General features: G+C 38.1%; 24 protein-coding genes and 1 other RNA gene. 3 read left to right on the forward strand and 22 right to left on the reverse strand.

The annotated features are described in order from the left end of the window. Positions 1 to 193 precede the first annotated feature (193 nt). Positions 194 to 1801 (reverse strand): ribonuclease Y, encoded by a 1608-nt coding sequence (locus tag ACVRWY_RS06930; protein WP_354369422.1) that lies wholly within the window; start codon positions 1799 to 1801, stop codon positions 194 to 196. A gap of 148 nt (positions 1802 to 1949) precedes the next feature. Here ACVRWY_RS06930 and ACVRWY_RS06935 point away from each other — a divergent pair, with 148 nt between their 5' ends. Further along, the gene (locus ACVRWY_RS06935; RefSeq protein WP_354369424.1) at positions 1950 to 2432 is read left to right on the forward strand and encodes an S-ribosylhomocysteine lyase; all 483 of its coding nucleotides are present in this window, start codon (positions 1950 to 1952) and stop codon (positions 2430 to 2432) included. Between the two features lie 40 nt (positions 2433 to 2472). Here ACVRWY_RS06935 and ACVRWY_RS06940 read toward each other — a convergent pair whose 3' ends face one another. The 5 genes from ACVRWY_RS06940 to ACVRWY_RS06960 form a co-directional block, all read right to left on the reverse strand. Further along, positions 2473 to 3993 carry a cell division site-positioning protein MapZ family protein gene (locus ACVRWY_RS06940; protein WP_354369426.1) on the reverse strand — a complete coding sequence of 507 codons (1521 nt, stop codon included), beginning with the start codon at positions 3991 to 3993 and terminating at the stop codon, positions 2473 to 2475. Continuing rightward, positions 3983 to 5161 carry a THUMP domain-containing class I SAM-dependent RNA methyltransferase gene (locus tag ACVRWY_RS06945; protein WP_354369428.1) on the reverse strand — a complete coding sequence of 393 codons (1179 nt, stop codon included), beginning with the start codon at positions 5159 to 5161 and terminating at the stop codon, positions 3983 to 3985. The genes ACVRWY_RS06940 and ACVRWY_RS06945 overlap by 11 nt, the downstream gene beginning before the upstream one ends. A 67-nt stretch (positions 5162 to 5228) precedes the next feature. Continuing rightward, positions 5229 to 5592, reverse strand: an RNA gene (gene rnpB, locus ACVRWY_RS06950) — RNase P RNA component class B. A 12-nt stretch (positions 5593 to 5604) separates the two neighbouring features. Beyond that, on the reverse strand, positions 5605 to 6000 hold the full coding sequence (gene gpsB / locus ACVRWY_RS06955) for a cell division regulator GpsB (RefSeq protein ID WP_354369430.1): 396 nt from the start codon (positions 5998 to 6000) through the stop codon (positions 5605 to 5607). A 108-nt stretch (positions 6001 to 6108) separates the two neighbouring features. Then, positions 6109 to 6627, reverse strand: a complete 519-nt coding sequence (locus ACVRWY_RS06960) for an SLOG family protein (RefSeq protein ID WP_354369432.1) — start codon at positions 6625 to 6627, stop codon at positions 6109 to 6111. Positions 6628 to 6714: 87 nt separating this feature from the next. On the opposite strand from ACVRWY_RS06960, the gene recU reads away from it, so the two are divergent. After that, positions 6715 to 7308 carry a Holliday junction resolvase RecU gene (gene recU, locus ACVRWY_RS06965; protein ID WP_354369434.1) on the forward strand — a complete coding sequence of 198 codons (594 nt, stop codon included), beginning with the start codon at positions 6715 to 6717 and terminating at the stop codon, positions 7306 to 7308. Beyond that, a complete protein-coding gene (gene pbp1a, locus ACVRWY_RS06970; RefSeq protein WP_354369436.1) occupies positions 7301 to 9514 on the forward strand; it encodes a penicillin-binding protein PBP1A in 2214 nt (737 codons plus the stop codon). Before recU ends, pbp1a begins: the two co-directional genes overlap by 8 nt. Before the next feature lie 93 nt (positions 9515 to 9607). Here the strand turns inward: pbp1a and pepC are convergent, their stop codons facing one another. From pepC to ACVRWY_RS07050, 16 genes are all read right to left on the reverse strand, one after another. Further along, positions 9608 to 10939 (reverse strand): aminopeptidase C, encoded by a 1332-nt coding sequence (gene pepC, locus ACVRWY_RS06975; RefSeq protein WP_354369438.1) that lies wholly within the window; start codon positions 10937 to 10939, stop codon positions 9608 to 9610. Between the two features lie 68 nt (positions 10940 to 11007). Then, on the reverse strand, positions 11008 to 11838 hold the full coding sequence (gene nadE / locus ACVRWY_RS06980) for an NAD(+) synthase (RefSeq protein WP_354369440.1): 831 nt from the start codon (positions 11836 to 11838) through the stop codon (positions 11008 to 11010). After that, entirely contained in the window at positions 11835 to 13295 is a 1461-nt protein-coding gene (locus ACVRWY_RS06985) for a nicotinate phosphoribosyltransferase (protein ID WP_354369442.1), read from the reverse strand. The genes nadE and ACVRWY_RS06985 overlap by 4 nt, the downstream gene beginning before the upstream one ends. Positions 13296 to 13424: 129 nt before the next feature. Beyond that, the gene (trxB, locus tag ACVRWY_RS06990) at positions 13425 to 14339 is read right to left on the reverse strand and encodes a thioredoxin-disulfide reductase (protein WP_354369443.1); all 915 of its coding nucleotides are present in this window, start codon (positions 14337 to 14339) and stop codon (positions 13425 to 13427) included. Between the two features lie 64 nt (positions 14340 to 14403). Beyond that, complete coding sequence (locus ACVRWY_RS06995) at positions 14404 to 14628, reverse strand: DUF4059 family protein (RefSeq protein ID WP_354369445.1); 225 nt, start codon at positions 14626 to 14628, stop codon at positions 14404 to 14406. A gap of 96 nt (positions 14629 to 14724) precedes the next feature. After that, complete coding sequence (locus ACVRWY_RS07000; protein ID WP_354369447.1) at positions 14725 to 15468, reverse strand: amino acid ABC transporter ATP-binding protein; 744 nt, start codon at positions 15466 to 15468, stop codon at positions 14725 to 14727. Further along, positions 15468 to 16262 carry an amino acid ABC transporter permease gene (locus ACVRWY_RS07005; RefSeq protein ID WP_354369449.1) on the reverse strand — a complete coding sequence of 265 codons (795 nt, stop codon included), beginning with the start codon at positions 16260 to 16262 and terminating at the stop codon, positions 15468 to 15470. Before ACVRWY_RS07005 ends, ACVRWY_RS07000 begins: the two co-directional genes overlap by 1 nt. A gap of 20 nt (positions 16263 to 16282) precedes the next feature. Continuing rightward, positions 16283 to 17101, reverse strand: coding sequence for a transporter substrate-binding domain-containing protein (locus tag ACVRWY_RS07010; protein WP_354369467.1), 819 nt, complete (start codon positions 17099 to 17101; stop codon positions 16283 to 16285). Between the two features lie 107 nt (positions 17102 to 17208). Further along, the gene (locus tag ACVRWY_RS07015; protein ID WP_354369451.1) at positions 17209 to 18552 is read right to left on the reverse strand and encodes a DEAD/DEAH box helicase; all 1344 of its coding nucleotides are present in this window, start codon (positions 18550 to 18552) and stop codon (positions 17209 to 17211) included. A gap of 85 nt (positions 18553 to 18637) precedes the next feature. After that, the gene (mraY, locus tag ACVRWY_RS07020; RefSeq protein WP_354369453.1) at positions 18638 to 19636 is read right to left on the reverse strand and encodes a phospho-N-acetylmuramoyl-pentapeptide-transferase; all 999 of its coding nucleotides are present in this window, start codon (positions 19634 to 19636) and stop codon (positions 18638 to 18640) included. A 1-nt stretch (position 19637) separates the two neighbouring features. After that, positions 19638 to 21878, reverse strand: coding sequence for a penicillin-binding protein PBP2X (gene pbp2x / locus ACVRWY_RS07025; protein ID WP_354369455.1), 2241 nt, complete (start codon positions 21876 to 21878; stop codon positions 19638 to 19640). Between the two features lie 3 nt (positions 21879 to 21881). Next, positions 21882 to 22217: a cell division protein FtsL gene (ftsL, locus tag ACVRWY_RS07030; RefSeq protein WP_354369457.1), complete on the reverse strand. Its 336-nt coding sequence runs from the start codon at positions 22215 to 22217 to the stop codon at positions 21882 to 21884. Next, on the reverse strand, positions 22214 to 23164 hold the full coding sequence (gene rsmH, locus ACVRWY_RS07035; RefSeq protein WP_354369459.1) for a 16S rRNA (cytosine(1402)-N(4))-methyltransferase RsmH: 951 nt from the start codon (positions 23162 to 23164) through the stop codon (positions 22214 to 22216). Before rsmH ends, ftsL begins: the two co-directional genes overlap by 4 nt. An 81-nt stretch (positions 23165 to 23245) precedes the next feature. Beyond that, complete coding sequence (locus ACVRWY_RS07040) at positions 23246 to 24496, reverse strand: glutamate-5-semialdehyde dehydrogenase (RefSeq protein WP_354369461.1); 1251 nt, start codon at positions 24494 to 24496, stop codon at positions 23246 to 23248. Between the two features lie 3 nt (positions 24497 to 24499). After that, positions 24500 to 25300: a glutamate 5-kinase gene (gene proB / locus ACVRWY_RS07045; protein ID WP_354369463.1), complete on the reverse strand. Its 801-nt coding sequence runs from the start codon at positions 25298 to 25300 to the stop codon at positions 24500 to 24502. 121 nt (positions 25301 to 25421) lie between these two features. Further along, the gene (locus ACVRWY_RS07050; RefSeq protein ID WP_354369465.1) at positions 25422 to 25985 is read right to left on the reverse strand and encodes a PepSY domain-containing protein; all 564 of its coding nucleotides are present in this window, start codon (positions 25983 to 25985) and stop codon (positions 25422 to 25424) included. Between the last annotated feature and the right edge of the window lie 234 nt (positions 25986 to 26219).

Genomic DNA, 26219 nt, shown 5'->3' on the forward strand with positions numbered 1-26219 from the left:
CGACTCCCTATGCAAACTTTAGGATGGAAATCTCCTATCGATATCAGAAAAGCTTTACTAGGAGCTAGCTCCTAGTAAAGCTTAACAAATGGATAGCTTCAAAATAACATTTTAGGTCTCACATCATTGACAAAGGTACATATCTCTATGCTAGATACCTCTGGCCAATAAAAAAACAGCCAAAGCTGTCTTTTTATTTTGCATAATCTATCGCACGTAACTCGCGAATGACCGTTACCTTAATATTTCCTGGGTAATCCAAGTTTTGTTCAATCTTTTCACGAATCTTATGTGCTAAAATCGTCACTTGATCATCAGAGACTTTATTCGGTTGAACCATGATTCGAATTTCACGTCCTGCTTGGAGGGCAAAACTAGTTTGTACACCATCAAAACTTGTCGCAATCTCTTCTAAATCACGAAGACGCTTAATATAATTTTCCATTGATTCATTACGAGCTCCTGGACGAGCTGAACTCAAGGCATCTGCCGCGGCAACTAAAACCGCAATAACATTATCTGGTTCAACATCTCCATGGTGGCTAGCAATTGTATTCACTACAACAGGATGCTCTTTATATTTGCGGGCAAATTCTGTTCCAATCTCAACATGACTCCCCTCGACCTCACGATCAATAGCTTTCCCCATATCATGCAAGAAACCTGCCCGACGAGCTAGCGCAACATTCTCACCCAACTCACCTGCTAAAATACCAGCGAGCTTACCAACTTCTACAGAGTGACGGAGAACATTTTGCCCGTAGCTTGTCCTAAACTGTAAACGTCCCATGATTTTAATCAAATCAGGATGCAAATTCAACGCACCAATCTCAAAAGCGGCTGCCTCTCCATATTCTCGAATACGGTGATCCATCTCTAGTCGATTTTTTTCAACCAACTCTTCGATACGGGCTGGATGAATCCGTCCATCTTGAATAAGAGCTTCAAGGGTCATTCGAGCAATCTCTCGGCGAATCGGATCAAATCCTGATAAAACAACCACCTCTGGTGTGTCATCGATGATAATATCAATACCAGTTAAACTCTCAAGGGTACGAATATTACGCCCTTCTCGACCAATAATCCGTCCTTTCATACTATCATCTGGTAGGTGGACTGTTGTAATAGTATGCTCTGTCACATAATCACCAGCAAGGCGTTGCATCGCTTGAGATAATAAATCCTTAGCCATCTTATCAGACTTATCTTTGACCTCAAGCTCCGCTTCTTTTATGCGACTGGCAATCTCATGAGTTAAGTTATTCTCTGTCTCTGTTAAGATAATCTCACGCGCTTCTGCAATAGTCATGGCAGCAACGCGTTCTAATTCTGATTTCTTTTCTTCTTCTAATTGGGCAACTTGTTCTTCACGCTCATCAATGTATCTAGATTTATCTGAAAGACTTTGTTCTTTTTGTTCGAGCAGCTTTTCTTTCCCACTCAAATTTTCATCCTTACGATCAAGAGAAGAGGCACGTTCTGTTAGACGTGTTTCCATTTGTTTCAACTCTTGCTTTTCGGATTTAAACTCTTTTTCAATCTCTTCACGATATCTTCTAGCTTCTTCCTTTGCCTCTAAAAGTAACTCTTTTTTATAAGCTTTACCTTCTCTGTCTGCCGTTTGTTTAATCTGTTCAGCATCTACTTGAGCTTGACTTCTTAAATTAACAGCATCTTGTTCAGCATTTAAAAGCGTTAGTTCTGCTGCTTCTTTAGCCGACTTCAATCGAGCTGAAATAACAACATAACCAAGGACTAAACCAATGAGAGAAAAAACAAGTGCTAAAATCACATTTAGCATGTCTTCCTCCTTAATATCTTTTTTCTATTTCCGATAGAAAACCGAATTCTATTTTAACATAAATTAAGCCTTTTCACAATGAAAAAACCAACCCATTTGCTGACAAAATATGATATGATAACTGTACAAATAAAAAAGGAGAAAAAACATGCCAAAAGATGTTACTGTCGAAAGCTTTGAGCTTGATCATACAATTGTAAAAGCCCCTTATATCCGATTGATTTCAGAAGAATTTGGTCCAAAGGGAGATGTCATTACTAACTTTGATATCAGACTCGTTCAACCAAACGAGGATGCTATTCCTACGTCTGGCCTACACACCATCGAACACCTCTTAGCTAAATTGATTCGTCAACGCATGGACGGACTTATAGATTGCTCACCATTTGGGTGCCGAACAGGCTTTCACATGATTGTCTGGGGGCAGCCTACAGCAACTGAGATTGCTAAAGTTATCAAATCTAGTCTAGAAGAAATCGCCACAAAGACAACTTGGGAAGATGTCCCTGGAACAACTATTGAGTCCTGCGGTAATTACAAGGACCACAGTCTTTTTTCAGCAAAAGAATGGGCTAAACTTATTTTAGAACAAGGAATCTCAGATCAAGCTTTTGAGCGTCATATTATTTAAAAAAATACAGGCCACTTTATTAAGTGGACCTGTATTTTTTTTAAAAATCTAGAGCATCTGAATTTCCTGAAGCATTACCAACAAAATAACCTGTCTTACAGTTAATAGAAAATAGGTAAGTGCCATCTGGTTTGTACATATTGTAGTAACCAACACCGTTAATAATGTTAACCGGCTCAAGAATGAATTCATTGCCTGTGATGTAACCTCTAGCTTGTGAGGTTGCTATAATTTTTTCCATTACTCCTGGGGTGAAAATCCAAGCTGCATTTGTTTTGTCTGCTACAGCCGTTTCGTTATAAGGAACACGGCTCATCTGACGTTGTAAAATTGCTGGATCATAATTTTGAATACCATAGCTAGTCGAAGCTATTGTTGTAGCTGATGCTGCTGGTACAGTTTGAGTTACCTCACTGGTTTGAGAACTTGTTTCTGATGACGGAGTTGTTGCTGCCTCTTCCGTTACCGCCACTACATCAGAACCTGTCGCTGGTACGCTAACCTCCGAAGTATTTGTTACAGCAGCTACTCCTCCTGACTGTTGAGTTCTCCCACTTGTGATAACTTGCTGTAACAAGCTATCCAAAATAGCATTCCCTGTATTTTTCATATCGGTTGTAATGCTGTCAAAATTAGCATCAGATTTAACTGCTACATCTGCAACAGCCTCACCATCAACAATGGCTGCAGATTCAAACTGAGCATTCACAGCTTGTGTGGTTGCAATAGCTTTACTTAATTTGTCATACTTTGATTTAGCATCATCATAAGCCGTTGTTCCTTCAAGCTTTTTCAAAGCTTTCTCTAAGGATGAAAGATTAGCAAATTCGCTATTTTTTAGTTTTGTTTGCTCTTCATCTACAAAGAAGTTCTTATAAAGATTTTCAAAATTCGTCACATCTTCTTGGCTAGCTGTTTTCTCAGTTGAAGATGAACTGGTTTTACTTTTAGCTGTTGAACTCTTTGAAGTTGAGGAAGAGCTAGTATTAGTGGCTTGATTACTAAAATAATTTAAGCCATAAGCAATCCCAAAAATCCCTACTACAAGAGCCCCTAAAAGAGCAAAAATCAATTTTTTATTTTTATAGACTGGACCTTGTTTCTCATCTGCTAAAGCCAGTAAATCCTCTTCAGACGTCACCAGTACTTCTTCTGGTGAAGCTGTCGCTTGCTCTTGGACATCATCCTCTACAGTTGATTTAACGATCGGTGAGGTCACAATTTTAGTTTCTTGTTCATCTCCTGTCTCTGATAGGACAGCTTCGTTAATCAGACCAGCAGTAGCTAATTCTTCTTTTTGTTTTTTAATAAACTTATCCAGTGCAGACGTATCTAAATCCTTAAACGAAATATCTTCTCCAGATTCTGTTGTAAACTTACGATCAGCAATTTCCTCACGATGACGTTTAATATATTTATCTAAAACGCTATCTTCTTCAGAAATACCTACTTGTAATTCTGAGCCCTTCCGTTTAGCTTCTTCAACCGTCATATTTTGAGCCTCTTTTAACTCCAAGACTCCTTCTTCTTGCTGTTGATTTTGATTCTCTTTATTTGACACCGCTATTCCCTTTCTCTTTTATCTGACATCTTACTCGTTCACCAAAATATTGATATAAATCAACTTTTAAAGTCCCATTATAAAGTTTTCGTTTTTTATCAGCAAGACTACCATATTTTGTCTCAAAGTGTTCATCGCTTGTTAGGATAAACTTACTCCACGTTTTCAGCGGAGCAAAGGTCTGCCCCATTTCATTATACAGGATGTCCACTGCTTTGTCATCCAACAATCGCTCCCCATATGGAGGGTTTGAAATAATAACCCCATTGATTTTGTCGGTTTTTAGGTCTTGAAGACGCATTTGTTTCAATTTGATGACATCTGCAAGTCCAGCCTCCTCAGCATTTTTCTTAGCGATATCGATCATCCGTCCATCAATATCAAATCCTGAAATATCTAATTCGACATCATAATCAGCCTTACTTTCAGCTTCATCACGCACAGTTTGAACCAAGTTAGAATCAACCCAGTTCCACTGTTCAAAGGCAAAGTCACGATTAAAGCCTGGTGCAATATTCATCCCAATCATCGCCGCCTCAATACAAAAGGTTCCTGAGCCACAGGTTGGATCAATAAGAGGCTTGTCTGGATACCAGTTGGAGAGTTGGATAATCGCAGCAGCCATATTTTCCTTAATAGGTGCCCCACCTTTCTCTGTACGGTAACCACGTTTAAATAAGCTAGAGCCTGTTGTATCAAGTAATAATGTTGCTCTGTCTTTTAAAATTGAGACTTCTATTTTAAACTCTGCACCATTTTCTATCAAAGGAACCCCTTCTGGACGATGAAAATGTTTTTGTAACTTTTTAACAACAGCTTTTTTGGTTATAGCCTGCACGCTAGGCTCATTGTGTAGCTTAGATTTGACACACTTTGCCTTAGAAATCGGAAAACGACATCCCAATGGAAGATAATTTTCCCAATCTAGAGCAAAAACTCCTTGGAATAATTCCTCGAACGTTCTAGCTGGAAACTCGCCAACCACAATTTTGATGCGATCCGCTGATCGAAGCCAAAGATTCGTCTCGATGATCTCTCTAACGCCACCTTCAAAAATGACCTTTCCATTTTCTACTTGGCATTCCAAACCTAAATCACGAATCTCACGGCCAACAACTGCCTCTAAACCTGCCGCAGCTGTCGCTACCAATTTAAATTTTTCCTTCATTTTATCCTCTTTATATTAAATAAAGGAGCCAAAGATTTCTCCCAGCTCCAACCCTATTTATGCAATTTTCTATAAGCCATGTTTTGTTCCAGTGGTACTAGGTCCTACCACCTTCGATAATCATCTGTCTACTGCTTAAACAGTCAGGATTTCTGTTCGTTTCCATCCATCCCATGCCCCGACCAAAGTTTGGGTTGCTAGCTTGAGGGGTTTACCGCGTTCCATTTTTTACGTTTCCATAAAAACTTCGTCACTGTGGCACTTTCAGACCTACTCTGGCATATCTAAAGACTTAGCCATTTTAGCCGCCGTAACGTCAAAGACGTCCCTAGGCTTATGCATTCGCCTAGCACAAACACTACTGGCATCACAGCCAGTGCTAGCATGGACTTTCCTCATGGTAGAGAGCTACCACGCGATTATCCAAAAATTGCACGACACTTCTATTCGATAATTTGCTTACCAAATACTTCTTTTTCTAAACGGCTAATTCGTTTTAAAATATCAAAATTTGTCACTGCAGTAGTTGCAGTTGCTGGACGACTTGCTTCTGATTTAGGCGTTGAAATAGCAGTACTTGACGCCATTGAACCTTGAGCTGAGTGAGCAAAATTAACTTTAGCTGATGCAGATTGTGTTGTTGCAACTGTACGTGTCTTTAGCTCCTCTTTGAGTTTTTTATTCTCCTCACGAAGGGTCTTAACTAGCTCCTCATAAGCCTCATAATCTCTGATGACATCATCAAGAAATTCGTCTACCTCTTCTTTACTATAGCCTCTCATATTAGTTTTAAAATCTTGTTCAAAAATATCTTTTGGTGAAAATTTAATATTAGACATCTTCTATTCTCCATACTGTTCATTCTTAAAATAGATATTAAAAATACCCATTGTTATTTATATTACAAAATTTGATGAAAAATTGCAAGAATAAAGTCTCTTTCAGGACTATTCTTCATAAAATATTTCATTTAACTCATCAAAATCTAATATTTTAATGGGATAATTTTCTTTCTCTACCATCTTATCATATAGATATTTCAGATTTGTTTCATGTTCATGACTATAAAAGAGATAGGCCCCATCACTGTTTTCAACTAAAAATTCATTGTAACATCGAAATTGTGTAGGATTTTGATAAGCTTCATAGCTATATTTCACAAAATCTACTTGCTTAAAAGCAGCTAATTTCTCTCGGTTGCTATCATTCCAATTTTCTCCCTGATTAGCAAAACAAAAAACGGTTCCTATAGAAAAATCATACTCTCTCTTAAGATCTTGAGCAACTTCTAACACCCAATATTCAAAACCTAAATTCCCTGTAAAAATCAGCCATTTCAAACCTGCATCTAAGTAGCGTTCCAATTGTCTTTTAATCGCCTTTTTGATGATCACAATACGTGGATCATTGTCTTTAAAAATGCCTAGGTCAGTATTTTTATAGCCTGATACAAGAATTACAGTCATAAATGTTTGTCCTTTTAAAAAATATGGTATAATGAATAGGGTTTATTTTTAAAGTAAACCACAATATCATAAGTCAGAGGGAGGAAAATGGTAAAATACCCTCATACGATTTCAAGACGCTCTGTTGGTACCTCGTCCCAGAAAAAAAGCACTAATTTTGCTAATCGAGGGATGAACTTTGAAACAGCAATTAATGCCACAAATGATTATTACCTTCATCATGGTCTTGCTGTGATCCATAAGAAACCAACACCTGTTCAAATTGTCAAAGTAGATTACCCTAGACGAAGTCGTGCTAAGATTGTTGAAGCTTATTTTAGGCAGGCCTCAACCACTGACTACTCTGGTGTATATAAGGGACATTACTTAGATTTTGAAGCAAAAGAAACTAGACAAAAAACCTCTATGCCACTGAAAAACTTTCATGTCCATCAGATTCAACATATGGAAGCCGTTCTTAAACAAGGTGGTATTTCCTTTGTATTGCTTCATTTTTCAAGTCTTAAGCAAACTTATCTTTTACCCGCTAAAGCTTTGATAGACTTCTATCAAGCTGAAAAAGGAAATAAATCTATGCCTCTTGATTATATCAAAAAACAGGCATATCTTGTAAAGGAAGCTGCTTTTCCACAAGTTCCTTATCTAGACATTATTGAAAAAAATTTTTTAGGCGGTGATTAACATCAAAAAAGAAAGCATACTCAAATTTTTAAAATACGCTCTCAGTATTACTCTTAGTCTGACTATTTTTATAATTGTAGCAGGTGGTCTTCTCTTCCTCTTCTACATCAGCTCAGCACCAAAACTATCTGAAAAGCAATTAAAAGCTACCAATCTCAGTATGGTTTATGATAGTGAAAACAACTTAATCGGTGAACTTGGTTCTGAAAACCGTGAAAGTGTTACAGCAGATAATATTCCTCTTGACTTGGTTAACGCCATCACTTCCATTGAGGACCATCGTTATTTTAAACATCGTGGAATAGATATCTTCCGTATCGCCAGCTCTGCGCTACACAATTTAACAAGTAGCACAACTCAAGGGGGATCGACACTTGATCAACAATTGATTAAACTGACTTATTTTTCAACCTCAGAAGAAGATCAAACCTTAAAACGTAAAGCACAAGAAGCTTGGCTTGCTCTTCAACTCGAGCGAAAATACACCAAACAGGAAATCCTAACATACTACATCAATAAAGTCTATATGGCAAACGGAACCTATGGGATGCTAACGGCTGCTAAAGAGTATTATCACAAAGATCTCAAAGATCTCTCCATCGCACAATTAGCACTTCTTGCTGGAATGCCCCAAGCTCCTAACCAATACGATCCTTATACCAATCCTGATGCTGCAAAAGCTAGACGTGATACCGTTCTTCAAAGAATGTATGAATTTGAACACATTACCGAGGAAGAATACAAAACGGCTATCAATACTCCCGTCACAGATGGCTTACAAGAACTCGTTCAAGAATCTAGCTACCCAGCTTATATGGATAACTATCTTAAACAAGTTATTGAAGAGGTTCAAGAACAGACAGGTGCTGATATCTTTAAATCTGGTATGAAAGTCTATACCAATGTTAACAGTGAAGCGCAGCAGCAACTTTATAACATCTTTAACACTTATGACTATGTTGCTTATCCAAATGATAGCCTTCAAGCAGCCTCTACAGTTATCGATGTTACTAATGGTAAAGTAATCGCACAACTTGGAGCACGTAATCAAGATGAAGCTGTCTCATTTGGAACCAACCAAGCCGTTCTAACCGATCGCGATTGGGGATCTGCCATGAAAACTATCTCCGCGTACGCACCAGCTATTGATTACGGAGCTTACAGCTCAACTGGCCAACTGCTAAATGACTCTTATTATACTTGGCCTGGAACAGACATTCAACTATTCGACTGGGATCGTCAATATAACGGTTGGATGAGTATGCAAACAGCTATTCAACAGTCACGTAACGTCCCCGCTGCGCGTGCACTTGAGGCTGCAGGACTAGATAATGCCTTAGCTTTCTTGAACAAACTTGGTATTAATTATCCTGAAATGGTTTATGCCAATGCTATCTCAAGTAATACCAGCAGCACAGACTCTCAATACGGAGCAAGTAGCGAAAAGATGGCTGCTGCTTTTGCCGCCTTCTCAAACGGTGGGATTTACTATAAACCTCAGTACGTTAATAAAATTGAATTTAATGACGGTAGCGTCAAAACATATGATCCTGTTGGAAACCGAGCGATGAAGGAAACAACAGCCTATATGATGACAGATATGATGAAAACTGTTCTCAGCTATCGTACAGGTACTAACGCTGCTATCTCTGGAGTCTTCCAAGCTGGTAAAACAGGGACATCAAACTACACAGATGATGAACTAGTTCAAATTGCATACGATACAGGAATTTCAACAGACTCTGTTGGTACAATGGCTCCAGACGAGTCATTTGTCGGATATACTCCGCAGTACTCTATGGCAGTTTGGACGGGTTATAAAAATCGCCTTACTCCGCTATATGGTGATCAGCTCGATCTTGCAGCCGACATCTACCGTTCTATGATGACCTACCTCAACCCTTATGGTAATTCTGATTGGACAATGCCAGATGGTCTATACCGTAGTGGCGGCTATCTTTTCTTAGATGGTGCAAGCACAAGAAATACAGCCGTAGCCGACACAAGTAATGCAACTGCTGCTAGTCGTAATGCAACTTACACTAGCCAATCTGTTGAAAATGATGATGAGGAAGATACAACAACAGTGACCAGTAGCACCCTAACAACTGATAGCTCTTCAGCAGTAAGTTCAACAGAAGAACAAACTACAGCTAGTAGTCAAACCAATACTACACCATCTAGCTCTGCTAGCGGAACACAATAAAATAATTTCTATAATATACAAATAAGCACTTCCAATTGGAAATGCTTATTTTTTATATCAGGTAAAACTGATAAATCAAACGATTTTTAGACATTAAGCCAAAGCTCCCATAGGGTCCCAAGGGGCTAAAGAAATCGGTTTCTCTTCATAAGCTGCTAACTCTTCAGCTGTCAGAAGATCTTTTCTTACCACAATTTGATAAGTGTATTGGTCCATCCAGGCGTCACTGGCAACAAAATAACCTTTGTCACCAACCTTTTCTCCCCATGAATTTTCTACCTTCCACTTAAGCGCTTGTCCATTTTCATCTAAATCAACACCCGCAAGAACCATGGCATGTGTCATCAAACTCTCACTGTAATCAAGACGACCAGCCTTATCTTGTTTTAGTTCAATATCCATACTGGAGGTGAAATCATATATTCCAGTAGCCATCACTCCTGTTTGACGATTGCTAGATTGTCCCACATCTGAGCCAAACCAAACCGTTTCACCCAATTTCATTTGAGCAATAGCGAGTTCTTTAAGACGTTTCATTTCAACATTAAGGTAACGAACACTTGGGGCACCTACGACATTTCCCAATAATTCAACCGTGTAAGATTGATTGTAAGGTTTATCCTGTGTCGGAGCATTAATAATAGACACATAATCAGATAACTTCAGCCCGACATACTTTTTATAAAATTCTTGAGGGCTGATATCTGTTTCAGAATGGTACTGATTATCTTTATCCCGATAAGCAAAGTTAAAGTGACGAGGAGGCAATCCTAGAGTCATTGCTAAAAAGTTAAAAACTTCTTGTAATAACTCTTCTTTTTTAGCTTGTAGGATCTCAATAGCAGCTCCGCTTGCAACCAAGTCACGTAAAATCTGCGCATCTTGTCGTAACAGCTTGTTAAGATATTGGTTAAGCTCACGGCTATTGCTAGAAGCAACTGATTCTGGATAAACGGATTTGGGAACCACACCATATTTTTCAAAAAGAGCAACAACCATATCCCACTGGCCTCCATCCTGTTGCGGAACATCTAGTAAAAATTTTACTTTACGACTAGATAGCTCTTGGTCTGCTGTGGCTATAATCTGCTCTAAAAACCAATTTGATTTTTCATACTTATCCCAGAAAAAAGTGTGTGCTTGAGAAAGCTCAAAATTTTCCAGCTGATAATCACTAATCAGTTGGTGCCGAAAAGTGTTTAAAGCAGCAAACATCCAACAACGCCCAGAAGCCTTTTGATTGGTAACAGAATCTTTTGTAACATCCAGTGAAAAGACATAATCATTTTCAATACTAGACTGACGATTTTCTAACGACTTCAAAAGACCATTATGTGTTACAGCATTTTCTATTGCCTGATATTTCGCATTGGCCTCATAATTGTCAAATAAACGATCTGTAAATGATGATGTTAATTCAAACATAAATTCCTCCTTTGTCTTATCTTTATTATACTCTTTAAAAGAAAAAGAGACTAGCATTTGCTAATCCCTTAATATGATTTCCAAAAATCATCAAAGATAGTAATAGGCAAGTGACGCTTATGTTCACCCTTATGCCACCAAGCTTCAATTTTTTCTTGGGCATCTTGTGATACTGTTTTACCTTCTAGATAATCATCAATATCATGATAAGTCACTCCGAGAGCGACCTCATCTGCAATCCCTGGTTTATTTTCTTCAAGATCAGCAGTCGGCACCTTTTCATAAAGGGCAGGATCAGCTCCAAGCTCTACTAATAATTGTTTCCCTTGGCGTTTATTTAAACGATAAAGGGGAAGAATATCGGCACCACCATCACCAAACTTTGTAAAAAATCCCGTCAGATTTTCCGCAGCATGATCTGTTCCAATCACAGCTCCCTTATGTTCACCAGCAATAGCATACTGGCTAATCATACGCATACGAGCTTTTATATTACCTTTATTAAAATCAGAAACTAGAACTCCCGCCTGTGCTAAATCAGCCACAGCGCCATCCACACCTGCCTTAACATTAACTGTTAAACTCACATCAGGTTTAATAAAGGAAAGGGCGCGCTGGGCATCTGCCTCATCAGCTTGAATGCCATATGGCAAGCGAACAGCAATAAACTGATAAGTGTCATCTCCTGTTTCTTGACGTAGCTCTTCCATAGCTAGCTGGGCCAAACGTCCTGCTAAACTGGAATCTTGTCCACCTGAAATTCCTAAAACATAGGTTTTTAAAAACGGGTGCTTTAGCATATAGGCTTTTAAAAAATCAATTGACTTTCTAACTTCCTCTTTAGCGTCAATCTCTGGCTTAACCCCTAATTCTTTGATAATTTCTTCTTGTAAGCTCACTCTAGATCTCCTTTTTGATAGGCTTCTTTTCTGATGCGATCAATCAAATTCATTTTATTTTCCCAAACATCACGCGCTAAATCAACAGGATAATGTTGCGGGTTCAAGACACGCTTATACTCATCCCAAAGTTTATCAAATTCCTGACGTGCATATTGTTTAATCTCGCTTAGACTCGGTAAAGTATAAACACAGGTTCCCTTATCAAAAATATCAACTAATAACGGTACAGCATCAAAGTCTGTAACAGTTTTGTTAATATAGGTATAAACAGGATGAAACATTTCAATCTCATCAAGCTGTGTCACATCTGCACCATCAAATGTCACATAGTCTCCCTCAGACTTTCCTTTGGCACGGCTAGTAATCCGCCAGACTTGTTTTTTCCCTGGGGTTGAAACCTTTTCAGCATTACTTGATAACTTGATGGTATCTTGCATCTCACCATTGTCATCCTCAATAGAAACAATTTTATAAACGGCACCTAAAGCGGGTTGGTCATAAGCTGTAATCAGTTTGGTTCCGACACCCCAGACATCAATCTTAGCCTTTTGCATCTTTAAGTTTAAAATGGTATTTTCATCCAAATCATTAGAAGCATAAATTTTAGCATCAGTGTAACCTGCTTCATCTAGTTGTTCACGAACTTTTTTAGAGATGTAAGCCATATCTCCTGAGTCAATACGAACCCCTCTAAAGTTAATCTTTTTACCAAACTCTTTAGCAACTTTGATGGCAGCAGGTACTCCTAAACGAAGAGTGTCATAAGTATCCACTAAAAAGACACAATTTTGATGGGTTTCTGCATAAGCTTTAAAAGCGTCATAGTCGTTTCCATAAGCTTGAACAAAAGAGTGAGCGTGTGTTCCAGAAACAGGAATATCAAATAGTTTGCCTGCACGGACATTACTGGTAGCATCTGCTCCACCAATAACTGCTGCTCGTGTCCCCCAAATCGCCGCATCCATTTCTTGCGCACGCCGTGTACCAAACTCAAGTAAAGGCTCATCACCAATAACAGATTTAATCCTTGCAGCTTTTGTCGCAATCAGAGTTTGAAAGTTCAAAATGTTTAAAATAGCCGTTTCAACTAACTGACACTGCCCTAATGGTCCTTCAATTTGCATAATGGGCTCATTAGCAAAGACAAGATCCCCTTCTTTAGCAGACCTTACTGATAACTCTAGTTGAAAATGACGCAAGTAATCAAGGAAATCTTCACGATAACCTAAATCATGAAGATAAGCAATATCTTGCTCTGTAAATCTTAAGTTTTCTAAATAGCGTACCACACGTTCCAGCCCAGCAAATACGGCATAACCATTTTTAAATGGTTGATTTCGGAAATAAACCTCAAAAACCGCCTTTTTATTGTGCATTCCTTTTTCAAAATAGACTTGCATCATATTGATTTGGTATAAATCAGTATGCAAGGTTAAACTGTCATCTAAATACATGACTCACTCCTTTAATCTAATGCTACTATTATAGCATAAATTTAAGTTTCAAGCTGAAAGTTCCCTCTAATCCTTTTTTCCTAAACAAAAAACAGGAGCTTGTAGCCTTCTCCTGCTTTATGTTAAGATTTAATCTAATCCTGCAATAAATTGATAAACCTGCTGTCCAGCCATAGCTCCATCACCCACAGCTGTTGTGATCTGGCGAAGATCTTTTTGACGAACATCACCAATCGCATAAATTCCTTTACGGTTCGTTCTCATATGATCATCTGTGATGATCCAACCGTCCTCATCTGTAATGTCTAAATCAGCTACCATGTTAGAAACTGGATCTAAACCAACATAGATAAAGACACCACCAAATTCATGATTTGTCACCTCACCAGTTTTCACATTCTTAATGTCAACGCTGGTAACTTTCAGATCATTTCCTTTAATCTCTTCAACTACTGAATCCCAGATAAAATCAATCTTCTCATGCGCAAAAGCGCGATCTTGCAATAATTTTTGAGCTCGCAAGGCATCGCGACGGTGGACAATGGTAACTTTATTGGCAAAGCGGGTCAAAAAAAGTGCCTCTTCAACCGCAGAATCACCACCTCCTACCACCAACAAATCTTGGTTTCTAAAAAAAGCACCATCACACACAGCACAATAAGAAACTCCTCGACTACTATAGGTATCCTCACCCTTAACTTCCAGTAAGCGATGTTTCGCACCTGTCGCAATAATCACGGTTTTCGTTTCATAAGTAGCATCTGAGGTGATGACTTTCTTGATGTCCCCTTCGTCTTTTATGGCTTCCACAATACCATAAAGATTTTCGACACCCAGCTTTTCAAGTGGTTCATACATTTTCATAGAAAGCTCTGGCCCAGAAATCATTTCAAAACCAGGATAGTTTTCAATATCTGATGTATTGTTCATCTGTCCACCTGGGGCTCCTTGCTCTAAAGTAGCCACTTTTAGGTTAGATCTGGCAGCATATAAGGCAGCTGTCATACCCGCAGGACCTGCACCAATCACAATTGTATCGTACATCTCTTTCTCCTCTTTGACTATAGATGTTCTACATTTTAAACATTCTTTTTATTTTTTGCAAGCCTTATGCTTTTAACATCAATATAATCCCTGTAAAAGCAAATGATAAGATAGGAATTGTCATAATAGCAATTAAAAGAATATCATATAAAAAAGCTTGTCTTTCTTTGACCGTTTTGTCCATTTTTCGCAACATCCGATAAGCTGTCCAAACGGCTAAAATCACGACCACAAAAATAGCGGCTGATAGCAAACCTTGTAAATAAAGGCTTAAAATCTCTGTTAACATGCCTTCTCCCATACTTTTCAGTTAAAAATCACCTTACTTTTAAGTGCTTTAAACACAAATGATAAGGCCAAGACAATTGTCTCAGCCCCCATTATATCAAATATAGGTTTTTTTGTAACTAGCAAAAAATTCTTTGGTTCGATCCTCTTTAGGATGATCAAAAATCTCATCTGGACTTCCTTGCTCCAAAATATGACCTTTTTCCAAAAATAAGACCTTATCTGCTACCTGACGAACAAAATTCATATCATGACTAACCAAGACCATGGTTTGACCGCTTTTTGCTGCATCTGCAATAGATTTTTCTACCTCGCCCACCAATTCTGGATCAAGTGCTGATGTGGGCTCATCTAAGAGCAAAACATCAGGTTTCATCGCAAGAGCACGTGCTAGGGCGACCCTTTGTTTTTGTCCACCAGATAGGTGACGCGGATAATGGTTTTCTCTATCTGACAAGCCTACCTTGGCTAACTCTTCTTTAGCGATAAGAGTCGCCTCCTCATCAGATAGTTTTTTGACCACTTTCAATCCTTCTTTAACATTATCTAGTGCCGTACGACGTTCAAATAAGTTAAATTGTTGGAAAACCATCGCTAATTTACGACGTAAGACTAAAATATCTTCTTTGCTAATTTGGGAAAAATCTACTGAAAAATCACCAATTTTGATCGATCCAGAATCCGGCTTTTCTAAGTAGTTCATGGACCTTAAAAAAGTGGATTTCCCTGCACCTGAAGCACCAACTAGAGCAACTACTTCCCCTTTTTTAATCTCAAGATTAAGATTATCCAAAACTTTTTGCCCAGAAAATTCTTTGGTTAAATTTGAAATGGTAATCATTAACGTACCTCCCCTACTGGATGATTAGCAAGACGGTCTGGAGACTTAATTTCCATTTTCTTTTCAATTAAGCGACCAACTTGCTCAATCACAATACTGACAACCCAATATACAATAGCAACAGAGATAAACCGTTCAAAATAGCGGTAATCAGAACCACCTAAAATTTGTGCTTGGGCAAACATCTCGACAATCCCTGCGTTAAAAGCCAAAGATGTCCCTTTGGTCAAGCCGATCAAAGTATTAATTAGGGTAGGGGTTGCGACAACAGCTGCATTAGGAATAATGACACGTCGATAAACTTGTTGTGAGGTCATCCCTAAGCTCCTTGCAGCTTCAATTTCTCCAGGATTGACAGATTGAATCGCCGCACGCAATGTTTCACTGGTATAGGCCGCTTCATTGAAAGCAAAGGCAGTGATTGCAAAAACTTCTGCTGGAATAGCATTAATGTTAACATCCAATCCATATTTCTGTCTCATCGCTTTCAGAAGAAGAGGAATACCATAGTAGGTTAACATCAACTGAACCAAAACAGGTGTCCCACGTAAAAAGCTCACAAATAAGGCTTGAATAGGATAAAGAAACTTAACCTTATTAATTTTAACGATCGCAAATAATAAAGCCAACAAAAGACCAAATAGGGACCCTGCTAAAGTTAATCCCAAGGTTGTTGGTAATTTTTCAATAATGGTCGGTAAAGCATCAAAAACTGCTCGCCAACTAAATAATTGTCCATCTGGTATTTTTTCAAGTAGCTTATCATACCAGCCAGTTGCTAAAAAAAGCGTCATGTTTTCTCCCTATCTAGATATTATTTTAAGGTTGAGACAAAATCATCACCAAAATACTTGATGCTGAGTTTTTTGAGTGTTCCATCTTCTTTTAACGTTTTTAAACGTTGGTTAACAAAATTAGCAAGCTCTTTGCCTTCTTCATCTTTTGAAAATAAGAGGTATTCTAAACCATCCTTATCACCACCGACACTGTCTTTCAAAGCTGTGGTATCCAAATCAAGATCTTGATCATCAATGATGTAATCTAAAGAAATAGCATCATACAAGATAAAGTCACTCTTTCCTGTCTCTACTCCTTGTAAACGTGTTGAAATAGCTGTTGAACTAGCCACATAGTTGATTTCAATTGGTTTTTTATCGGCATGCTCTTTATTCCAATCTTCTAGCACCTGTGCATAATTAGAACCTGCTAAGGCTTCTGTCGATTTTCCAGACAAATCATCTAAACTATCATAACTTGTCCCATCTTTTGATGCAATGGCATAATTGGATTTAGAAATAGGATCTGAAAAAATGTATTTCTCAGCACGCTCAGCATTGTAATTAAAATCATTTGCAGCTAATTGGTAACGTCCTGCATCTAGGCCTGTTAAAATGGAAGAAAAGGCAACAGTCTCATATTTAACCGTATATTTTTTAGAATCTTTAAAAATCGCCTTCACCACATCAATATCATAGCCTTTAAACTGATCGTCTTTCTTATAAGTAAAAGGAGCTGTATCCGAATCTGTTGCAACCGTGATGGTCTTGGTACTTGCTCCTGCTGTTTCATAAGCTAAAACACCTAGTGTTAAAGCTGATAAAATAGTTAAACCTTTTAGAACTTTCTGATTCATCGTCATAAGATACTCTCCCAAATGATAATATCTTCCAGTTTATCATGTCCTAAAAGGTCTGTATAATACTTATTATCTATCGCCGTGATAAGATTTTTATATCACCTTTAGAAACTTTGTTTCTTAGCTTTACGTTCAGCACGTCCTTTAGCACGGGCTTCTGCACGCTTAGTCTTACGGCGTTTTTCATCCACAGCCCACTGAATTTTCTTTTTATAACCTGGCTTGATTTTTTTCTTTTTCTTTTTCACCAACCCAATCATCTCAGTGTCTAATTTTTCACGCGTCTTTTCACGGTTAACTCGTCGATCACGATCATAGGTCTCTTGAAACTCACCATCTTTTAAAACTTTAGGAACGAACTTAATTCCCATCTTCTCCAATTCACGAATATCGGAGTCATCACTTGGTTGATAAAGCGTAATCGCTACTCCCGCCAAACCATTTCGCCCTGTTCGCCCTACACGATGAACAAAGAAGGAAAGATCTTGTGGAATAGCATCATTAATCACATGACTGACACCTTCAATATCAATTCCACGTGCAGCAAGATCTGTTGCTACAATGTACTCAAATTCCAAGTTTTTAACTTGATTCATAATACGCTTGCGCTCACGTGGTGGCACACCGCCATGGATTTTCGCAACTTTGAGACCATTTGCAACTAAGAAACTATGTAAATCATCTGCTCGTTCTTTCGTATTAACAAAAATCATGGCAACATAGGGATTAAGAACTTTTGAAATAGATAAAATTTGAGCATTTTTATCACGTCCCTTAGTAGAAATCAGCCAGTTATCAATGGTATCTGCAATGACCGTTGACGTTTTGATTTTCTCCATCACTGGATGAGTTAAATATTTTTTCAAGAAAGGCTGTAATTTTTGTGGGATTGTCGCTGAAAAGACCAAGATTTGAACATCTTTTGGTAGGCTAGCAGCAATCTTATCAACGGTATCTAAAAATCCCATATCAAGTGTCATATCTGCTTCATCAACTACAAAAGTATGGGCCTTATGAATCTCTAAATCACCTGATTTCACCAAATCATAGACACGACCTGGAGTTCCAATCACAATGTGAGGTTGACTAGCCTTTAACTTTTCAATTTGACGTAGCTTGTCCGTTCCTCCAACGTAGTTGACCACACGAATATCTGTTTCTGATTTTTCTGCAATCTGACGAGCAGCTAAATAAATTTGTGTGGCTAATTCACGACTAGGCGCTGTTATGACAACCTGAACCTGATCTAAATCTTCATTTATTTTTTGAAAAATTGGAAGTAAAAAAGTATGCGTCTTTCCTGATCCTGTCTTTGATTCCCCTACCAAATCACGTCCTGAAAGGACAACTGGAATCAATTTCTCTTGTACCTCCGTGGGAGCCTTAAAATTTAATTCCTCCAAAGCTTCTTTGATATAGTTTTTAAATTTAAATTTTGTAAATGTCATAATGTAACCTCTTTTTTCATTCTCTTCTATTATAACACTAAAGAGAAAGAAATAGCAAAAAACACCGATTTCTCGGTGCTTTTCATTATAGATACAATAAAGCTAGGGCTAAAAGACTGGAAACTAGACCAAGTGTCCACAAGAAAGCATCTACTTTCCACTCACTCCATCTTTGTGCTTTGCCACTTAGACCTCCCAACTCCAGATGGTGATGGAAAGGAGTCATCCTAAAGATACGACGCCCTTCTCCATATTTTCTTTTGGTGTATTTAAAATAGCTAACTTGCAACATCACTGAAGAAGTTTCAATCACATACACTAGACCAATTAGTAACAAGGTCCACTCCACACGAAGCGCAATAGAGATCGTTGCTAGCATCCCTCCAAGAGCCAGACTCCCCACATCTCCCATAAAGATTTTAGCAGGCTTATGATTATACATAAAGAAGCCTAATAACGCTCCAATCATAGTGATACAAACCAGTAAAATATCATACTTATGATCTACAAAAGCAATGATAGAATACGCTACTAAACTGATCACAACCGATATAGAGGCCAATCCATCAATACCATCTGTGAGGTTGACCGCATTAGAAAATCCAACAAGCCAAAATAAAACAAAAGGAAGGTAAAGCACACCTAAATTAATGACATGTCCAAAAACATTCAGCTCACCTCCACCTGCCGCATTAACATGCGAAAGGTAAAAGACTAGACCACCTATAAGCTGGAGAGCCAATTTTTGTTTTGGATTGAGCCCTTCGTTAATCTTTCTAAAGACCTTTAAAAAATCATCTAAAAATCCTACTACACCGTAAAGCAATAAGATAAATAAAATCGCTAAAACGCCACCTGTCAGCATCTTCATGCTAGCTGCAAACACAAAACTCACCACAATAGCGACTAACAAGAAAACAACACCACCCATTGTCGGTGTTCCTGCCTTAGCTTGATGTTGCTTAACATCTTCGTGCATTTGTTGGCCACCAATTTTAGCCTTTTGATAAAATTTGATAAAGAATGGCATCACCAGTAGCGTTAAAAGAAAGGCTACCGCTCCTGCCGTTAAACTTGATAACATCTTATTCTCCTAAAGTTATTGTTAAATTTTTAAGGTCTTTTATTTTTGTTCCTGTATCTTTACTTTGCTTGATAACACGACCTGAGCTGCCTTTAATTTTGATATCAATACCAGTCCACTTAGCAAAAGTCTCAACATTTTGCTTAGTCCAACCATACATATCAGGAAGCGTTGTCAAGGTATTACTTAAAATTAAAATTTGTTTATTTTCTGGAAGATTTGTTCCTGCTTCCTCTGAAATTTTACTAATTTTTGTTCCAGTTCCTAAAACAATAGGTTGAACAAGATTTCGACGTAATTCATCCGCAACATCACCTGGATTTTCACCAATATAGTCTTTTAACTGATAGCTAGTTTGTTCTGCTTTTGGTGTTGCAACAGGTTCTTGTAAAGAATCCTTCATCAACATAGCCTCTTCTAAAACAGGATTGACAACATCTTGCCAGAACATTTCAGTCCAAGTCTCAGGCTGTTGGACAGTTGCATACATAATAAAATCAGGCTCATCTGACGGAACCATGGCCACAACAGAAAAAATATTGTCATTTTTACCTTTTAAATAACCTGATCCATCCTCAGCAGCAATTTCTGCCGTTCCTGATTTAACAGCGACAGATTCATTCCCTACTTGAATAATGGGAACACCATCCACTTGAAGCGTACCGTAAGTAGGATACGTTCCAACGGTCACCATATACTGCAATGTTTCTGATACGGCTTCTGCCGGAACAGGATTACCGACAATCTCTTTTTGAGCTGCGCGTGTCGTATTAGTGTTGGGATCATAAATTTTACTAATAAACTTAGGTTCCAACATAACACCATCATTTGAAAAAGCTGTAAATGCACGTAACATTTGAACTTGTGTTGTTGCAATCGCCTGTCCAAAAGCACTCATCGCAATAGAGACATAATTATCAGACGGCAGTAAACCATAGGCTTCTCCACCCATTCCAAAGCGTGTTGAGAAACCAAATTTAAATTTAGCAAGGTAGGTTAACCATTTATCATTTCCCATAGCTTGCTCTAACTTCGTCATCCCAACGTTAGAAGAAAAGGCAAACCCTTGCGCATAGGTCATGTACTCTCCCGTTGAAATCCCTTTGTTAACAGACCAGTCTTTAATCGTAGCATCTGCAATCGTTAAACTAGCATTGTTAAAGACTTCGTTAGGATTAAAGACCCCTTCATTTATAGCAGATGCTAGTAGCATCACTTTTAAGGTCGAGCCTGGTTCATAGTTAGTTTGATAAAGCTGACTTTGCCAAGTAAAATCTTCTCTGTCCAATCCTTCTTTAGTATCTGAATTGAAGCTTGGTCGCTGAGTCGTTGCTAAAATTTCACCTGTTTTAGCATTCACTAAGGTTGCACTGGCTTGCTTGCCATTACTTTTTTCCTGAAAAACATCCATCTGGGTTTCCAAGTAAGTTTGAATTGGAGCAGAAATCGTGGTGTAAATATCTTTACCATCCACTACCTTTTGAACGGTTTTTGCCGTTCCAAGTAAAGTGTTACCATTCTTATCTTTTTGATAAGTCACTTGTCCATCTGTCCCAGACAAGATGCTGTCCATAGAAGCTTCTAAACCTGTTGAACCGACAAGGCTTTTTGAGCCATCTTCATTTTCTTGGAGTTGTGCCAAACCAATGAAATCAGAAGCAAACATCCCATTAGGATACATTCGTCCAGGACTAGTATCAAAGGCTACTCCTTTAATACCAGCTTTTTCCAAAGCATCAGACATCTCCTTCATGGTACTATAAGTAATGTTTGAACCTTTATTTCCAAAAGAAACTTGTGTCAGATTATTTTGGGAGAGTTGACTTCGTACATAATCTTCTTCTATATCTAAATATTGCTTAAAAATAGAAGCGACTGTATCATACTGGGAAGCTTGGACATATAACTTCTCTTTCAATGCTGAAACATAGGCTTTATCAATGATAGCATAAACACTATAGGTTGTAGAATCCTCAGCAATAGGATTACCACTACGATCATAAATAGTCCCTCGTTTAGCTTGAACCGTACGGGTGGTTTGATAAACGGCCTGGGCACCTTTTGACAAATCAACACCAAATTTGGTATCTGTTCCAATAATAATCGCAAAATTGACAATAAAAACAAACAGGATAATGACAGAGAGATAAATCAGATACTTCCCTACCTGTTCTCTATTTCGAGCCGGCTGGCGACGGTTTTTAACTGAAAAATCCAAAAAATATTTTTTTAATCTTCGCATCACCTATTCCACCTTTTGAATATTATCATTTTGAACACTCAAACCAGCTTGATTGGCAATTTGTGCAATACGATCATAGCGACTTAATTCATTGATTTCTTGCTTGGCATTATTGACCTCAGTCTGTTGATCTGAAATTTGACTATTTAAAGAAGTAATTTCTTGTTGAAGTTGCAAATTTCGACTTTGTAAATAAATCACACTAACAGCTAAGGTAATCGCTGTCAAAACGATGGCACCATAAAAGCTCTTTTCAACTCTAGAAAAGGTTTTGACTCGGCGTTCAATGACTCTTAAGACAGCTTGATTTTGCCTTTCATTTTTATTTATTCTACTCATTTTATTACCCTTTTGGCTACTCTTAATTTGGCTGAATGGGCTCGGTTATTGAAATCCAACTCTTCTTGACTTGGTAAAATCGGCTTACGATTCACCAACTCAAAACGAGGTTTCAAATCATCTGGAATAAATGGCAGTCCCTTTGGTACTTCAACTGTGCTAGCTTCTTTAAAAAGTTGCTTGGTCAAACGATCCTCTAAGGAATGGAAGGTAATCACTGATATCCGACCATTGACAGCTAATAAATCCATGGCTTGTTGAATAGACTCATCCGCCGCCCCAAGCTCATCATTCACCTCAATTCGAATGGCTTGAAAAATTTGTTTTGCAGGATGTCCTTTTTTCTTCAACTCTTTTGCAGGTTTAGCTGATTTAATCAAATCAGCTAACTCTGTTGTTGTTTCAATTGGTTTAACCGCACGCGCCTGTTCAATCTTTCGAGCAATTTGTTTTGAAAACTTATCCTCACCATACTTAAAGAAAATGCGTACCAAATCATGATAGTCATAGCCATTAACAACATCATAAGCTGTTAATTTTGCCTCACGGTTCATTCTCATGTCTAAAGGAGCATCTTTTTTATAAGAGAATCCACGTTCACGCTCATCAAGCTGAGGACTAGAAACTCCTAGATCATAGAGAATACCATCGATTTCTGTCACCCCTTTTTCAGCCAAACGGGCCTTTAAATGTCTAAAGTTATCCTTGATAAAGGTCACCTGTCCTTTTTCAATAAAAGGCTTTAGACGAATGTTAGCATTGTCAATCGCTTTTTGGTCTTGATCAAAGGCATAAAGGTGTCCTTTTTCACTTAATTTTCCTAATAAATACTCACTGTGTCCTGCTCCTCCTAAAGTGGCATCAACATAAACCCCATCAGGCTTAATATCAAGCATATCTACGGTTTCATGCAACAGGACTGTGATATGATGAAATTCATTTGTCATAACCTCTATTTTACCATAATTTTTTAGAGATAGAAAAAGAAAAGAGGTTAGATCCTACTAACCCCTTAACGTGTCTTTGGCTTATTCTCTAATTTGCCCCTCACCATTGATATAAAATTTAGTACTGGTCAAAGCTTCCAATCCCATAGGCCCACGAGCATGCATTTTTTGTGTTGAAATCCCAATTTCTGCACCTAGTCCAAAGACAAAGCCGTCTGTAAAACGTGTAGAGGCATTCACATAAACAGCTGCAGCATCCACTTGATCTTGAAAAGCTTCTGCTTGTTTGAGATTTTGTGTGATAATACTCTCTGAATGGTGACTAGTATAGGTATTGATCCAATCAATTGCTTCTTGACAACTTGAAACCACCTTAACCGACATAATATAGTCTAAAAATTCTGTAGCAAAATCCTCTTCACAAGCTGGTTTGGAGTGTTCAAAAATAGCTGCTGCCTTCTCATCAGCTCGAAACTCCATCTCATGCACCTTTGCAATTTCTTTCTCAAGTTTTGGTAAAAATGATGAGGCAACTGCTTCATGCACCACCAAACTCTCTGCAGCATTACAGACACTTGGACGCTGCGTTTTAGCATTAATGACAATTTTTGTTGCCATCTCAAGATCTGCAGACTCATCAACATAGATATGAACATTACCAACCCCTGTTTCAATAACAGGAACCTTTGCGGTTTCTTTCACACGATTAATCAACCCCGCACCACCACGTGGAATTAATACATCAATGTAATCTACAGCTTGCATCATCTCCTCAGCCACTGCATGACTCGTGTCTTCTACCAACTGAACAACATTAGGATCAATCCCCTCACTCTCCAGAGTTTGACGAATAATATTGACTAAAGCCTTGTTGGAATTGATCGCGTCACGGCCACCACGCAAGATAATGCTGTTACTTGTTTTAAAAGCAAGACTAAAGGCATCAACGGTCACATTAGGACGACTCTCAAAAATCATACCAACAACCCCTAAAGGCACACGCTTTTGAACAATTTTCAACCCATCAAGATTAGTATAGCCACGTACCACCTCACCAATAGGATCTGTTAAGTCAGCAACCTGACGCAGTCCTTCAGCCATAGCTTCAATACGATTGGCATCTAAACGTAAACGATCCACCATGATGGAGGTAATTCCATTTGCTGCCGCATTTTCAAGGTCAAGTAAGTTTTCAGTTAAAATATAACTGGTCTGTGCAACCAAATGATTGGCGACTTGTTTTAACAAGTGATTTTTTTGTGCTGTCCCTAATCTCAATAAGGTCTGACTAGATTTTTTAGCTTTTTCCCCTAATTCATTAATATAACCCATCCTCTACTCCTTTCTAAAGAGCGTTCCTAGATTTTCACCATCTAACACACGAAGAATATCTCTAGGATTTTCACCATTCATCAAGACCATTTGTCCATTATTTTCAAAGACAATCTGGGCACTCTGTATTTTACTTAACATCCCACCTGTCCCGAATTTACTTCCGGCACCACCAGCAGATTGAATAATCTCATCTGTAATCTCAGGTACAAAGTGCCGCAATTTAGCATCATCATAAATATTAGGATTTTTATCAAATAAACCATCGATATCAGACAGCATAATCAACAAATCTGCTCCCACAATGTTAGCCACAATAGCAGATAGACGGTCGTTATCTCCGAATTTAGTGGTATGATCCATCTCATCGACACTAACAGAGTCATTTTCATTCACAATAGGAACAATCCCCATGGATAAAAGAGTCTCAAAAGCATTGGTCACATTAGATAGGCTCTCTGGAAATTCAACCACATCACGTGTCAACAAAATCTGTGAGACAGTTGTCTGATAGTGAGAAAAAATCTGAGCATAGAGATTCATCATGGCTACCTGTCCAACACTTGAAACAGCTTGTTGGCGTTCTACTTCTTGCGGTCGTTTATCAAGATTTAAAACATTTAAACCAAACCCCATAGCCCCTGAGGAAACTAGGACCAAATCCTTTCCTTGATTAATCAGACTTGAGATCACAAATCCTAGCTCATCAATTTTTTTTAAATTTATTTTTCCATTCGCTAAAACCAGTGAACTGGTGCCAATTTTAATAACAATACGGTTTACATCTTCAAAATTTCGCTTCATAAGGCTCATTATACCATACTTTTTTATATTTTTCTGCTGATACTTACACCAAGCTCAAATCAGAAATAAAAACAGATCAAGCTGACTTAAAATCAGATGATCTGTCTTGGTTTATAAAATACTATCCATTAACTGATTCTGTGGACTTTTCTACAATCGCACCTGTCTCAGAATTAATCGAATAACTATAATCTTGATGATTATAAACAAAATCAATCTCAAAGGTTGCAGGTGTTTGATCGACATCTTGCTCAATCACCAGATTCGTCACTTTAGATTCTGTGACCCCTGAATCATCAAAGGCAATTTTCTTTGCTTCATCCTGTGAAATTTTTGTAGAGCTAGTCGTTTTCTCAGTAACCTCTGTTTCTTTTTCAATGATAGAACCACTTGTCGTATCAATCGTGTAGCTATAATCTGTTCCCTTTGCAGAAAATTCTACATCATATTGACTTTGACCATTCTCTTGATCTAAGGTAATCGTCAAATTAGTAACCTCAGACTCTGATACTTCTGCATCATCAAAAGCTATTTCTTTAGCTTTTGTTTCTGAAATTTCTTGAGTAGTTGTTGTTTGACTGGATTGAACGGAGGATGTGCTATCATTACTATCCCAATCACAAGCAACAAGTGTCATCATTGAAAGAGCTATTAGCCCAATTGAAGTAAGCTTCTTAATAGACATAACATCACCTCTTTTTTATCATTTTAGACAATTTTATAGTTTTGAACTCATAACTGTCAACAAAAAAGTCTTGGAGTTCTCCAAGACTTTCTATTTATCTGATTTTATAAGGCTCTATAATTTCTGTAGTGGGTAAGAACACCGTGGAAATTATGGAGCCTTTTTGAATATAGAAAAAGGTCCCATATGACCTATAATGAAAAGCGACGAAACTCACATTAGAAAGGGTTCATA

The organism is Streptococcus porcorum (assembly GCF_053203725.1).

Excerpts from the sequence above, each read along its gene's own strand:
- ACVRWY_RS06930 (WP_354369422.1), bottom strand. The coding sequence starts at position 1,801 with ATGCTAAATGTGATTTTAGCACTTGTTTTTTCTCTCATTGGTTTAGTC.
- ACVRWY_RS06935 (WP_354369424.1), top strand. The coding sequence starts at position 1,950 with ATGCCAAAAGATGTTACTGTCGAAAGCTTTGAGCTTGATCATACAATT.
- ACVRWY_RS06945 (WP_354369428.1), bottom strand. The coding sequence starts at position 5,161 with ATGAAGGAAAAATTTAAATTGGTAGCGACAGCTGCGGCAGGTTTAGAG.
- gpsB (WP_354369430.1), bottom strand. The coding sequence starts at position 6,000 with ATGTCTAATATTAAATTTTCACCAAAAGATATTTTTGAACAAGATTTT.
- ACVRWY_RS06960 (WP_354369432.1), bottom strand. The coding sequence starts at position 6,627 with ATGACTGTAATTCTTGTATCAGGCTATAAAAATACTGACCTAGGCATT.
- recU (WP_354369434.1), top strand. The coding sequence starts at position 6,715 with ATGGTAAAATACCCTCATACGATTTCAAGACGCTCTGTTGGTACCTCG.
- pepC (WP_354369438.1), bottom strand. The coding sequence starts at position 10,939 with ATGTTTGAATTAACATCATCATTTACAGATCGTTTATTTGACAATTAT.
- ACVRWY_RS06985 (WP_354369442.1), bottom strand. The coding sequence starts at position 13,295 with ATGTATTTAGATGACAGTTTAACCTTGCATACTGATTTATACCAAATC.
- trxB (WP_354369443.1), bottom strand. The coding sequence starts at position 14,339 with ATGTACGATACAATTGTGATTGGTGCAGGTCCTGCGGGTATGACAGCT.
- ACVRWY_RS06995 (WP_354369445.1), bottom strand. The coding sequence starts at position 14,628 with ATGTTAACAGAGATTTTAAGCCTTTATTTACAAGGTTTGCTATCAGCC.
- ACVRWY_RS07000 (WP_354369447.1), bottom strand. The coding sequence starts at position 15,468 with ATGATTACCATTTCAAATTTAACCAAAGAATTTTCTGGGCAAAAAGTT.
- ACVRWY_RS07005 (WP_354369449.1), bottom strand. The coding sequence starts at position 16,262 with ATGACGCTTTTTTTAGCAACTGGCTGGTATGATAAGCTACTTGAAAAA.
- ACVRWY_RS07010 (WP_354369467.1), bottom strand. The coding sequence starts at position 17,101 with ATGAATCAGAAAGTTCTAAAAGGTTTAACTATTTTATCAGCTTTAACA.
- ACVRWY_RS07015 (WP_354369451.1), bottom strand. The coding sequence starts at position 18,552 with ATGACATTTACAAAATTTAAATTTAAAAACTATATCAAAGAAGCTTTG.
- mraY (WP_354369453.1), bottom strand. The coding sequence starts at position 19,636 with ATGTTATCAAGTTTAACGGCAGGAGCGGTAGCCTTTCTTTTAACGCTA.
- pbp2x (WP_354369455.1), bottom strand. The coding sequence starts at position 21,878 with ATGCGAAGATTAAAAAAATATTTTTTGGATTTTTCAGTTAAAAACCGT.
- ftsL (WP_354369457.1), bottom strand. The coding sequence starts at position 22,217 with ATGAGTAGAATAAATAAAAATGAAAGGCAAAATCAAGCTGTCTTAAGA.
- rsmH (WP_354369459.1), bottom strand. The coding sequence starts at position 23,164 with ATGACAAATGAATTTCATCATATCACAGTCCTGTTGCATGAAACCGTA.
- ACVRWY_RS07040 (WP_354369461.1), bottom strand. The coding sequence starts at position 24,496 with ATGGGTTATATTAATGAATTAGGGGAAAAAGCTAAAAAATCTAGTCAG.
- proB (WP_354369463.1), bottom strand. The coding sequence starts at position 25,300 with ATGAAGCGAAATTTTGAAGATGTAAACCGTATTGTTATTAAAATTGGC.
- ACVRWY_RS07050 (WP_354369465.1), bottom strand. The coding sequence starts at position 25,985 with ATGTCTATTAAGAAGCTTACTTCAATTGGGCTAATAGCTCTTTCAATG.